The organism is Corynebacterium occultum, from assembly GCF_009734425.1.
In the GTDB taxonomy this organism is placed as follows: domain Bacteria; phylum Actinomycetota; class Actinomycetes; order Mycobacteriales; family Mycobacteriaceae; genus Corynebacterium; species Corynebacterium occultum.
Genome location: NZ_CP046455.1, coordinates 19,069 through 31,270, shown reverse-complemented (window position 1 = coordinate 31,270; position 12,202 = coordinate 19,069). Strand labels below are relative to the sequence as shown.

General features: G+C 62.2%; 7 protein-coding genes, 2 tRNA genes and 1 pseudogene. 2 read left to right on the top strand and 8 right to left on the bottom strand.

Features of this window, described 5'->3' with window-relative positions; all coding sequences use genetic code 11:
- Positions 1–32: 32 nt before the first annotated feature.
- Both metE and COCCU_RS00120 read right to left on the bottom strand, forming a co-directional pair.
- The gene (metE, locus tag COCCU_RS00125; RefSeq protein WP_156229612.1) at positions 33–2,372 is read right to left on the bottom strand and encodes a 5-methyltetrahydropteroyltriglutamate--homocysteine S-methyltransferase; all 2,340 of its coding nucleotides are present in this window, start codon (positions 2,370–2,372) and stop codon (positions 33–35) included.
- 133 nt (positions 2,373–2,505) lie between these two features.
- On the bottom strand, positions 2,506–3,546 hold the full coding sequence (locus COCCU_RS00120) for a methylenetetrahydrofolate reductase (RefSeq protein WP_156232429.1): 1,041 nt from the start codon (positions 3,544–3,546) through the stop codon (positions 2,506–2,508).
- A 559-nt stretch (positions 3,547–4,105) separates the two neighbouring features.
- On the opposite strand from COCCU_RS00120, the gene COCCU_RS00115 reads away from it, so the two are divergent.
- Complete coding sequence (locus COCCU_RS00115; RefSeq protein ID WP_156229611.1) at positions 4,106–5,074, top strand: hypothetical protein; 969 nt, start codon at positions 4,106–4,108, stop codon at positions 5,072–5,074.
- Between the two features lie 89 nt (positions 5,075–5,163).
- On the opposite strand, the gene COCCU_RS00110 is transcribed toward COCCU_RS00115, so the two are convergent.
- Both COCCU_RS00110 and COCCU_RS00105 read right to left on the bottom strand, forming a co-directional pair.
- On the bottom strand, positions 5,164–7,023 hold the full coding sequence (locus COCCU_RS00110; protein WP_156229610.1) for an FAD-dependent oxidoreductase: 1,860 nt from the start codon (positions 7,021–7,023) through the stop codon (positions 5,164–5,166).
- Positions 7,024–7,310: 287 nt separating this feature from the next.
- Positions 7,311–8,324 carry a helix-turn-helix transcriptional regulator gene (locus tag COCCU_RS00105; protein ID WP_156229609.1) on the bottom strand — a complete coding sequence of 338 codons (1,014 nt, stop codon included), beginning with the start codon at positions 8,322–8,324 and terminating at the stop codon, positions 7,311–7,313.
- A 224-nt stretch (positions 8,325–8,548) separates the two neighbouring features.
- On the opposite strand from COCCU_RS00105, the gene COCCU_RS00100 reads away from it, so the two are divergent.
- On the top strand, positions 8,549–9,610 hold the full coding sequence (locus COCCU_RS00100) for a hypothetical protein (RefSeq protein ID WP_156229608.1): 1,062 nt from the start codon (positions 8,549–8,551) through the stop codon (positions 9,608–9,610).
- Between the two features lie 68 nt (positions 9,611–9,678).
- Here the strand turns inward: COCCU_RS00100 and COCCU_RS14895 are convergent.
- From COCCU_RS14895 to COCCU_RS00080, 4 genes and pseudogenes are all read right to left on the bottom strand, one after another.
- A pseudogene (locus COCCU_RS14895) lies at positions 9,679–9,921 on the bottom strand (CatB-related O-acetyltransferase); the annotation flags it as partial.
- Positions 9,922–10,466: 545 nt separating this feature from the next.
- A tRNA-Ala gene (locus COCCU_RS00090) sits at positions 10,467–10,539 on the bottom strand.
- Positions 10,540–10,546: 7 nt separating this feature from the next.
- Positions 10,547–10,623 (bottom strand) — tRNA-Ile (locus COCCU_RS00085).
- Between the two features lie 128 nt (positions 10,624–10,751).
- Positions 10,752–12,152, bottom strand: a complete 1,401-nt coding sequence (locus COCCU_RS00080; protein ID WP_156229606.1) for an aldehyde dehydrogenase family protein — start codon at positions 12,150–12,152, stop codon at positions 10,752–10,754.
- Positions 12,153–12,202: the final 50 nt, after the last annotated feature.

The window sequence follows — 12,202 nt, the reverse complement described above, 5'->3', positions numbered from 1 at the left end:
CAATTCCAGCGCCTCCCTATATATAAGGAGTGTTAGTTGCGCACGGTCTCCTTGAGCGGGACATTCTCCACGACGTGGTCACGGGCGATGACCATGTTGCGCAGGGAAGCTTCCGTCTCCTCGTAGCCACGGGTCTTCAGGCCACAGTCCGGGTTGACCCAGAGTCGCTCAGCCGGGACATGCTTGGCGGCGGCGGTCAGCAGCTCGACCAGCTCAGCGACCTCCGGTACGCGCGGGGAGTGGATGTCATAGATACCGGGGCCGATGCCGGAGGTGAACTTCTCCTCGATGTCACCGAGCAGCTCCATGCGGGAACGTGCTGCCTCGATGGAGGTGACGTCGGCATCCAGGTCATTGATGGCCTCGATGATCTGGCCGAACTCGGAGTAGCACAGGTGGGTGTGGATCTGGGTCTCCGGCTGGGCCTCAGCGGCGACCAGGCGGAAGGAACGGACCGCCCAGTCCAGGTAGGACCGGCGGTTCTCGGCACGCAGGGGAAGCAGCTCACGCAGGGCGGGCTCATCGATCTGGATGATCTTGATGCCGGCTTCCTCCAGGTCACGGACCTCGTCTGCCAGGGCGACGCCGATCTGGTCGGCGGAGACGGACAGCGGGACGTCATCACGCACAAAGGACCAGGCCAGGATGGTGACCGGACCGGTCAGCATGCCCTTGACGTGCTTCTCGGACAGGGACTGGGCGTACCGGGCCCACTCGACGGTCATGGCCTTCGGGCGGGAGACATCACCGACGACCACCGGGGGGCGGGTGCAGCGGGAGCCGTAGGACTGGACCCAGCCGTTCTCGGTGACGATGAAACCGTCGAGCAGCTCAGCGAAGTACTGGACCATGTCATTGCGCTCCGGCTCACCGTGGACCAGGACGTCAATGCCCAGGCGTTCCTGCAGCTCGATGACGGACTTGACCTCATCCTTGAGCGCCTCGGTGTACTGCGCGTCATTGAGGACACCATCGCGGTGGTCGGCGCGGGCCTTGCGGATCTCGGCGGTCTGCGGGAAGGAACCGATGGTGGTGGTCGGTAACTTCGGCAGGTTCAGCACCTTCTGTGCCTCAACGCGCTCCGGGTAAGCCGGCTGGCGGGTGACCTGGCCGTTCGGCAGGTTCGCAACGCGAGCCTGCACAGCCTCGTTGTGGGTGCGGGCGGATTCATTGCGGGTGCGCACCGCGCGGTCGGAACGGGCGAAGGCCTCGCCCACGGCGGTGGTGCCCTGACGCAGCGCGGTGTTCAGCGCAGCGACCTCACCGACCTTCTCATCGGCGAAGGAGAGCCAGCCGGCGACATCCACCGGGAGCTTGGTTTCGACGGCCACGGTGTGCGGCACGTGCAGCAGGGAGACGGAGGAGGAGACGGAGACCTCGTGGTCGGCGTTGCTGATCTGCTCTAGGACGGAGAGACGTTCACGCAGGTCAGCGGCCCAGATATTACGGCCATCGACGACACCGGCGACGATGCGGGTGCCCGGCTGGACGGCACCGATGATGCGCTCCACGTAGTCCGGGGCATCCTTCAGGGTCTGCGGCGCCAGGTCCACGCCCAGAGCCTCGGGGCGGACATCAGCCAGGGCCTGCAGGCCGGCGTTGAGGGAACCGTAGGGTGCGGAGAGGAATACGGCGGGGCGGGCGGCGTCCTCGGCCAGCAGGGTGGTGTAGGTCTGGCGGGCCAGCTGTGCCAGTTCCTCATCGGAGGCGACACCGAGGTCGGCAACCAGGGCCGGCTCCTCGATCTGGACCCACTCGATACCGGCCTCAGCCAGTGACTTGAGGATCTCGGCGTAGACCTTGGTCAGGGCCGGGAGGTGATCCAGCGGCTGGGTGGTGGCACCCTCGGCCTGCTTGGACAGGGCGAGCAGGGTGACCGGTCCAACCAGGAAGGGGCGGACCTTCTGGCCGGCTTCAGCAGCCTCGTTGAACAGATCCAGCAACCGCTGGGGGCGGGCGAGATAGTCCTCGTCATCGCCGACCTCGGGCACCAGGTAGTGGTAGTTGGTGTCGAACCACTTGGTCATCTCCAGCGGGGCGCGCTCGGCGTTCCCACGGGCCAGGGTGAAGAACTCATCCAGCTCAACCTCGGCGTGGTCCCCACCGAGCAGGCCGACGGTGACAGCGGTCTCGAGCACATGGTCGTAGAGGGCGGCATCCGCGGGGATGGCGTAATCCTCCTTCAGTCCCAGCTCAGCCAGTCGGCCCCAGTTGTTGATGCGCAGGCTGTGTGCTGCGGAGCGGAAGGCCTCGGTATCGATGCGGCCCTTCCAGAAGGACTCCAGGGCCTTCTTCAGCTCACGGTTGGGCCCTACGCGGGGGTAGCCCTCGATGGTGGCGTTCGGGAATGGGACGTGCTTGATGGCGGTCATGGCAGGTGTGCCCTCTTTCGCAAAAGTTTAGGTTCCGTCCGGCTGTATTAGTACAGCCGTGACAAATGTCGGTTTAGGACGTGTGTCTTGGTGGGACGTGAACTGCTTTTCGCGGGGGCTCCCGGTACTTGGTTCAGCTTCGCTGGCGGCGCTTGGTGCGCGGCGCGATTCCAATCCTGTCGAGCAGTTCTACTGTGACGTCTGGTCGGTTGAAGGTGTAGAGATGCAGGCTCTCGGTATCTGCGGAAAGCAGCGTCCGAGCCAGATCAGCGGTTGCCTGCATGCCGATTTCGTACTGGCCCTCCGGGGTATCGGCTGCCTCGAGGCGACGTATCAGTCGCTCGGGGACCTGCAGTCCGGAGAGCCCGCCCATTCGGCGCAGCCGCTGCACACTCGTGATCGGGATGATTCCCGGGATGAGTGGGATGCTCACCCCGGCCAACCGGGCCCGCTCACGGAAGCGGATGAAGTCCTCGGCGTCGAAGAAGAGCTGGGTGATGGCGAAGTCGGCGCCACAACGCTGCTTGGCCAACAACACATCAATGTCTTCATCATGGCTCTGGGATTCGGCATGCCCCGAGGGGTATGCCGCCACTCCCACCGCCAGGCGGCCGGCCCCGAAGCGGGCTGCCTGGCGCTTCTCCACGTCGCGGATCAGGCGGATCAGGTCAGTGGCATAGGGCAGGTGACCGAGATCGGGCCCGGTCTGACCCTCCGGATAATCACCCCGGAGGGCCAGGAATCCCCGGACCCCGGAGTCGACCAGCCGGTTGATCCAGCCGATCAGTTCCTCGGTGGGACCTGCGGTGCAGGTCAGGTGCGCCAGGGGGCGCATCCGGGTGTTCTGGTCGATCTGTGCGATGAAGTTGGAGGTGCCTTCCAGCCAGCCCGAACGCAGGGAGCTGGTGACGGCCAGGTAGTCTGGGCCATAGGACTCCAGGGTGGCCAGCAGGTTCTCGATCTTGGTTTCATCGGTGTCATGACGCGGGGGCATGACCTCGAAGGAGAGTGAGGTGCGGTGCCGGGCACCGGGTGCCCAGCCCAGCAGGTCGGTGGGGTCGAGTGCCGGGGTGGATTTCTCGCTGTCGATGCCGCTGAAGATGTCATCATCCAGCGGGGCGGAGGCGGAGACACGGGTGGTGCGGGTGAAGCGATGCTTTTCGCCGCTCAGCATGCTGTGCCGCCTCTGGTGTGCATTGGCATTCAGCATATCGGCATGGCTGCTCATGGGTGCCTCCTCAAGGTTTCTTCTCGCGTCTTCTGCTTGCTTCCCGGGATTCCGGGGCAAGGGACTGCAAGGGCGTTGAGGAGGCTTCCTGTGCCGCAGTGGATTGAGATTGAATGTAGCAACCCAGGACCCCGACACCGCAAGGAAATTTAAAAATAGTATCAAATTATTAACCCGCTGAGCTGCGGTTTCAACACTTTTAAAACGTGAATATAATTCCGGGGCAGAGGGTGACAAAGACTCAGATCGCCACCTGAAATGAACCAAGCTGTCCAGCCTGAAAAGTGAATCTTGCAAATCCCGGTGCGAGTTTTTCTTCACTTTATTCCGGCGTCACCCCTCCCCCAGATTCCGCCCAGATGCCGCTGCTCCGCCGGTAACCTGTGGCCTCCCACCAGAGCTTCCCGGCAATTCACAAGCAATATCCGGTCAGGATTCAGCTGGGATGGCTAATCTGGAGGGCACGAAGAACATTTCAGATTCACCGACACCCTGAGGGAGAGTCATGAACATCAGCACGCTGCAGGTCGCCCTGTCCGCCGCCCAGACCGCCTATGACCAGTTCAAGAAGTACCGCGATGAGAAGGCACTGGAGACCTACGACCGCCTCTCCACCGCAGCTGAGTCACTCGGCGGAGTCGAGGGCCTCAAGGAGCGCAGCGGTGAGCTGCTCGAGGAATCACGGCGGGAAGCCGGCCAGGTGACCAAGGCCGCCCGCGCCCGCCTGGAGAAGGCGCTTGCCGACGCCCAGGACCGCGGCCAGGAGCTCAGCTCCGACGCCCGCAAGTCCCGCGCCGCTGGCGTGAAGAAGGCCACCAAGGTGGGCAAGAAGGCACAGAAGAAGGCTGATCAGCGTGCCGCCCACATCAAGGCCAAGGCCCAGGGCAAGAAGGCCCGCCGAGGCAACAAGTTCAGCATCTTCGCCCTCTTCGCCCTGATCCTGACCGCGCTCGGCGGTGCCGCCTTCTGGTACCTGCGCAAGGGCAAGGAGACCCCGGGCACCCAGGTTCCGGAGGTCCGGGAGTACGTCCTCAACAACAACCAGGATCAGGCAGCGGAGCAGTCGACGCAGGAAGCGCAGGAGCCGGAATCCACCCTGGTCTACTCCACCGAAACCCCGGAAGGTGAGACTCCGGCCACCGGCAAGCTGATGTCCGAGGAGGAGCTGCTGGCTTCCCTGGATGACCAGCTGGCCAAGCACCGTCGCGACGAGGATGTCGAGGACACCGAGGCTGCCGAAGAGCCCGACGTAGCAGAGGACGCTGCGGACACCAAGGCTGCGGCAACCGAGGAAGCTGAGCCCACCAAGGAAGAAAAGGCAGAGGCTGAGGCACAGGCCAAGGCTGACGCTGAGGCGGCGGACACCATCACTGATGAGGAAGCCGCCGAAGAGGTCGATGAGACCACCAAGAAGGTTCAGGCTGAAGCCAACAAGAAGAGCACCCCCCGGCCCAAGCCGGGCCCGAAGAACTAAGACACTTCGCTCAAACGGGCAGCACCCCCAGGAAGGATTTTTCTTCCTGGGGGTGCTGCTGTGTCTGGGACGTCGATAAGCGCCGGGGGTTATTGCACCGGGACGGGGATGCGGCTCAGTTCTGCGAGCTCCACTTCGCTGAGCTTGGTGGCCTCGTCGCGGCTGAGGATCGTGGAGAGCACTGCGTGGAGCGCCTGCTGGGGATCCTCGGCAAGGCTGTGTGCACGCCAGCCGATGTGCTTGTCGGGGCGGACCAGGATCACGCCGTCCTCGTTGACCTCACGCTGGCGCAGCCAGTCACCGTAGAGGTCCTGGTGTTCCTCACCCTCACCGATGACGAAGGCCTTGAGCTCGATGCCCAGGTCCTTGGCCACCTGTTCGGCGGCTGTTGCCCAGGCGCGACCGTTGATGCCGGTGAAGATGGTGAAACCGGTGCCGGTGGCCAGATCGTGGGTGGATTGCTTGCCGGTGGCGTCCCCGATCCAGGCGTGGGGCAGACGCAGGCCCGGGTAGGTGGACTTCTGGTGGTGCAGCAGGGGATCCTCGTTCAGTGCGGGGCGGCCACCACCATCACAGACCACAGCCTCAGACTGGTAGAACTGGCCGATTTCGGTGCCCTGGGCGTTGAACTCGAAATCCTTGTCATCCAGTGCCTTGCGCAGGGCGGTGCGGCGGGCCGCACCCTCCGCGGTCGGTGCCTTGCGCAGCTTCAGCTTCTCCACGAACTCCTCATCGGTGGTGGCGTCGGTGACACCGAGGGCATCGAAGATCGGCTTGTATTCCCGGCTGGAACCGTTGGCGCGCTTGACGATCTGCTCCGCGATCGGGGCTCGCTCGGTGGAGTAGGTTTCCAGGAGTTCCTCACCGGCCTGGCCCTTGATCACCGCGGCCAGCTTCCAGCTCAGGTTGTAGGCATCCTGGATGGAGGTGTTGGAACCCAGGCCATGGCTCGGCGGGTGACGGTGCGCGGCGTCGCCGGCAATGAAGACGCGGCCCTTCTGCATGTGGGTCGCCCACATCTCATTGTTGCCCCAGAGGGAGTAGCCGGTGATCTCCATCTCCAGGTCGGGGATGCCGACCAGGTTGCGGACGATCGACTTGGCTTCCTCGTCATCAAGGACCGGCTCGGGGCCGTTGATGTCGAAGCCCCAGCAGACCAGCCATTCGTTCCAGGGCTTCACGCAGCGAATCAGGCCTGCGCCCAGGCCACCGATGTTGGAACCGGGGTGGAAGATCCAGTAGAGGATGGAGGGGCGGTGAGCAACCAGGTGTGCCAGATCAGCCTTGAAGGTGATGTTCATCGAACCGCCGATGTCCATCTTGCCTTCGAAGGGGATGTCGATATCCTCGGCGATCTGGGAACGGGCCCCATCCGCGCCCACCAGATACTTTGCCCGGATGGTGTACTCATGGCCGCTGAGTCGGTTGCGGACCTGAACGCTCACGCCTTCCTCATCCTGGGTGTGGGAGAGGTATTCGGTGGAGAACTGGGTCTGGGTGCCGCGCTTGGTGGCGTTTTCCACCATGATCGGCTCCAACAGGGTCTGCGGGATATCGCAGGGCATGGAAGGGGAGGCCAGTTCATAGTCCGCGCGACGATCCGGGCGGAAACCCCAGGTGGGGCGACGGCCGATTTCCTCACCGGCCAGGGACTCGCAGTAGACGGTGTCGCCCATGATGTCATGCGGGGTGGCCTCGGCCAGCACCTGCTCCTCGATCCCGGCGTCGCGCAGGATCTCCATGGTGCGCTGGTTGGTGATGTGTGCCCGCGGGGTGTTCGCGGTCCAGCGGTACTTGGTGATCATGATGTTGCCCACACCATGGTTCGAGAGGAAGAGTGCGGCCGAGGCGCCGGCGGGACCGGAACCCACGATCAGCACATCGGTGCTGACGACCCCGTTGTCCTCCGGGGCTTCGGTGGCGGCGATTCCATCATTGAAAACAGGCATGTCATTCTCCCTTGAGCTGCACTGACCGGCGGAACTTTTCCGCTGGTCAGCGAATGATTTCTAAGAGTTGTGGCCGGTTCCGGTTGGCGTCCCGTTCGGCGTTGACATGAATGTATCGAAGCCCACAACGAGAATGAGGGTCGGATCACATTTTGGTCCGAATGAGACCAGAACCTGTCCCTGTGGGGATAAATCGGGCCCTATTTTGTTCTGAAACGGCCGGACAGTCCCCCATTTCCCGCACTGCGACGACCGCCTGTCTCCCCTTGGCGGGCGGCGGACCGGTATCAACCACCCAGCTGGCTGCGCTGGGCTTCCTTCCGGCACTGCAGCGGGGTCATCCCGTAGTTTTCCCGGAAGGTGCGGCCAAAATGGCTGGGAGAGGCGAAGCCGAAACGCTTGCCGATCTCCCCCACACTGAGTCCGGCCTGTTCGGGGGAGATCAGCGCCTGGTGCGCCAATTCCAATCGTTTCTGCAGCAGGTAGCGCCCCACCGTGGTTCCGGCCTCCGCGAATAGTCGGCTCAACTGTCTTTCACTCACCCCGATGGCCGCGGCCACCTGGGCCGGGTTGAGATTCTTGTCATTGAGGTTGAATTCAATGTGGTGACGGGCGGCGGTGATCAACCCGCCTTCACTGCCGGCGGCACCACCGAGCACCAGCCGTATCAGTTCCAAGGTCTCGTTCTCCACTCCCAGAAGCGGCACCGTGCCATTCTCAGAGGGATCGGGATGCCGTGTTTTACCTGCTGAAATGCTTTCCAAGGTGGTGTGGACCAGGCGTGCCAGAGCCTGCTCCCCCTGTCTCCCGCTGGGGCCGAAATCAAAGACGACGGGCAGCTCGGGGGCCTCGGGCCCCACCATCTCCAGGTAGCGCTCCCTCGGGATGGTCAACACCAGTTCGCGGAAACCGTGGTTGAAGCCACGGAGGAAAGGACGGTCTGCGTCATAGACCACGGCCTGCCCCGGTTTGATGGAGATATGCCCACCCCGGTGGTAGAAAAAAGCTTCTCCCTCCGTGGCGAAGAAGATGGCGATCACCCCGGAGGGGTTCTGACTGATGAAGGACTCGGTGCGTTCCACGATCTGTGAGGAACCGAAAACGGTGGCCATCCGGACCGAGGGCAGGTGCAGATTGGTTTCGGCTGCCTGCATCGGACGTTGATCCAGGGTTCGGATGTCCAGGGGAATCAGGGCACGTGCATTGTGTCCTTCCCACAGCTGCACCCGACTGTTGGGCACGATTCCTTGGGTGGTGAAACGCAGGATCTTCACCGGATCATGGGCAGGTTGCTGAGACATGGTGCCCCCACTCTAGATCACCCCTCCACCCCTGAAACTCACCCTTGGGAGCGGGTGACAAACCTGGCGCTGAAGGAGAAGGTAACTTTATTGAGAAGAGACATCGGTTCCCTGACCCCAAGCGTTACCTGCTCCGCCATCTGAGGTCTCCGATGAACCTCCCGAAGCTTTTAGCCAGAACACGTCTGAAAGCTGCGGGGCCCACCTGGAAAGGACCAGTCCGCATGAGAAGACGGATCCCCGCGTTGCTTGGGGCCAGTCTGCTCCTGGGTGGCTGCGCCACAACCCAGTCCCCCGAGGACCCCTTGAATGGTGCTGAATCCACTTCCACGGCAACGCTTGACGACGCCGGGGGCACGGGCACCGCGGTAACCCTCCCCCTCGGGGAGTGGGCACCGGCACGCTGCCCGGTCGACCAGCCCTGCGATGTGGAATTCCGGATCACCGACATCCAGGTCTCCGAAAAGTGCGAATTCGGCCTCAAACCCGATGCCGAACCCCCGGCCCAGGACACCTGGGTGATCACCATTTACTCCGAGGCGCGCTCCGGGCTCACCGCTGATGGCAAAGCACATATCTTCACCAGCCCCGAGGCGATCGACCAGGCTGGGGAGGTGCAACCGGCCTCCTATGACCAGCCCTGTGCCGATAATCCGGCCAATGCCGACTTTGCGTATCTGCTGACCGGCCTGGATGAGAACTCCGAGGCCCGTTTCGCCGATAACTTCGCTGTGCCGGCAGAATCTCAGGCCCTGCTCTTCGAGGGTTATCGCATCGCCCTGCCCGGAGCGGGAGAATCCAGTGGGGCCGCTCTTCCTGAGGAACCCGCTCAGCAGCCAGCTGGCGACACCCCGGTCCAAGGTGGGGGCGGTGCCAGCTCTGGTACAGGTGTCAGCGGTGCGGTTGCACCCACTGTGGTGGGGTCCTGTGATGCTGAAGGCCAAGCACTATTCAGTGATGGGGTGCGCCGCGTCGTAGCGGCCTGTGCTGATCAGGGTGGGGAGCCTGATCCGGAGCTGCCCTACCGTTGTGCCGGCACCGGGGAGCAGGTGGCGGATCCTTCAGACTGTGTCACTGCCACCACTCCCAAGCCGAAACCCACCCAACCCCCTGTCGCAACGGGGACGACGACTGTGACGGCCCCGCCGCCGACCCGGGTCGTGCATCCGAATCCAGCTGGTTTCGCCAATGATTATGAGCGGGAACTCTGGACCGCCTGTGCCAACAGAGAGGTCATTGACCGTCTGGTCTGTACGACGATGTACGAACTCTACGGGCGTCCCTGAGGGAGTTCAGCCCCCAGGGCAAGTTCTTCGATCTCTTCCGGGGTGCCCGCTATGATCACGGCGGCATGCTCGCTGATCTTCTCCACCGGCCATTCCCACCAGCTGGCATCAAGTAACCTTTGAATGTCTTCCTGGTTGAATCGGGTGCGGATATGCGCGGCGGGGTTACCTGCGACGATCTCATAGGGTGCGACATTCTTGGTGACCACACTGTGGGCTCCGATCACCGCACCATCCCCGATGGTGATTCCCGCCAGGATGGTGGCCTCCCTCCCGATCCACACATCATTGCCGATGATGGTGTCACCGGGCTGCTCGATCTCCCGGAATTCTTCGAGGGTGTTCTCCGCCCACGTACCGCCGAACATGGTGAAGGGGTAGGTCGAGGGTCCGACCATGGGATGGTTGCCCCCCGGCATGAGAAATGTGCTTCCCGGACCGATGCTGCTGAAACGGCCGATGCGTAACTTCTGTGGCCCATAGAGGTATTTGACGTTCGCCTGCTCGAAGGGTGGCCTGGTTCCCTCATTGTCGTAGTAGGTGTAGTCACCGACCTCAATGAGTGGGGAACTGATCTCATTTTTGAGGAAAATGACATTTTTCAGATCGGCGCGGGTCGTGGGGTTCAGCTGCTCAGAGTTGGGAATTTCGGGCATCTTCGACTCTCCTGGGTTCGGCAGCTCCCGCTGCTGCCCCCGGGGCCAAATCTGGAGGTATCAGGGTTGTGCCTGTGTCGGCTGGCGATAATTAATCCACCACAGTAGTCATTAAGAGCACCCAGGGTCGGTTCCGCTATTAACTCGGGAAAACAAAAAGACCGGATCTGAGATTTTCATCTCGGATCCGGTCTTAACTGTGGAGCATAGGAGAATCGAACTCCTGACCTCCTGCTTGCAAAGCAGGTGCTCTACCAATTGAGCTAATGCCCCATGTTCCTGGTGGGCCTAGCAAGAGTCGAACTTGCGACCTCATCGTTATCAGCGATGCGCTCTAACCAACTGAGCTATAGGCCCCGGGGGAACGAGATAGAATATTACGAGCTATTCGCATTTATGGCAAATCGCCTGGTGAAAGGGTGTTTTAAGAAGTTTTAAAACACCCTTTCCTCCAACCGTTCACCTTCATGGGAAGGATGTGGGAGTTATCCGTTGAAAACCTTCGGCACAGCCACACCCTTTAGTCCCTCAGCTCCGAACTCCAACCCATAACCGGACTGCTTGATGCCGCCAAAGGGGATGCGGGGGTCAGGCACCGCATGACTGTTGATCCATACTGTTCCGGCCTCGACCCGTCGCCCCACGTCCAGGGCACGCTCACGATCTGCAGACCACACCGAGGCCCCAAGCCCCACTTCCAAGGAGTTGGCCCATTCCACAGCTTGGTCGATGCTGCTATAACGGATGACTGGCAGTGCCGGCCCGAACTGCTCTTCCACCACCAGCGCATTATCAGGTTCAATATCAGTGACGATGGTGGCCGGATAGAAGTTACCAGGCGCCTCTACTGGTTCCCCACCGGCGAGTATGTTGGCCCCGCTGTTGCGCGCGGTGTCGACAAGCCTGGCGACGATCTCGTACTGCTGGCGGTTCTGCAGAGGACCGAGGAGGTTGTTCTCATCGGTGCCCGGTCCCATGGGAACATTCCTGGCGATCTCTGCAAGCGCTCCGCACATTTCCTCATAGATATTGTCCGCGACATAGAGCCGTTTGATGGCAGCACAGGTTTGACCGGTGTTGATGAAGGCTCCCCAGAAAATGTCCTCCGCAATCTGTTTGGGGTCGCAGTCATCAAGAACGATCGCAGCATCATTGCCACCGAGCTCAAGAGTCAGTCGCTTGAGGCTGTCGGCACTGGCAGCTGCGATGGCACGCCCCGTTCTGATGGATCCGGTGAACATGATCTTTCCGATGTCCGCATGTTCGCTGATCCTCGCCCCTACTTCGCGTCCTCCAGGCACCACCTCCAAGACGCCTGCGGGCAGGACCGAATTGAGGATGTGAACCAGCGACATCACACTCAGAGGGGTGTATTCTGAGGGTTTAACCACCACTGTGTTACCCATCCGGAGCGAAGGAGCGATCTGCCAGATCGTGATCATCAGGGGCCAGTTCCAGGGTCCGATCGCCCCGACCACTCCGATGGGCTCATAGCTGATGGTGGCACGGGTCTTCCCATCGTCGACGAGGACTCCTCCCGGAGTGTCGAAACCTGCGGTTGCCCGCAACCATTCGCTGCTCTGTGCCACCTCCATACGGGCATTAGGTCCGCTGAGGGGTTTTCCATTCTCTCGGCTCAACAGCTGTGCCAGAGCCTCTGCCTGCTCATCGATAGCATCGGCGGCCGCTAGGAGCAGTCGGGAGCGCTCTGCATGCCCCATCCCGGCCCAGGCCTTCTGGGCCTGACGGGCCTTTTCCACTGCAGCGTCAACATCAGCCACGCTCCGCTCCGGGGCATAGGCGATGATCTCCTCGGTGGCTGGATCCAGGATGGCACGGTGGGTGGGATCGGTGGCTCCGATTTCCTCGAGCAGCTGTGAAAACATCTTCTCATCTCCTTGAATCTGGTGCTCGGAAGCGGCGCTGCTCCGAATCT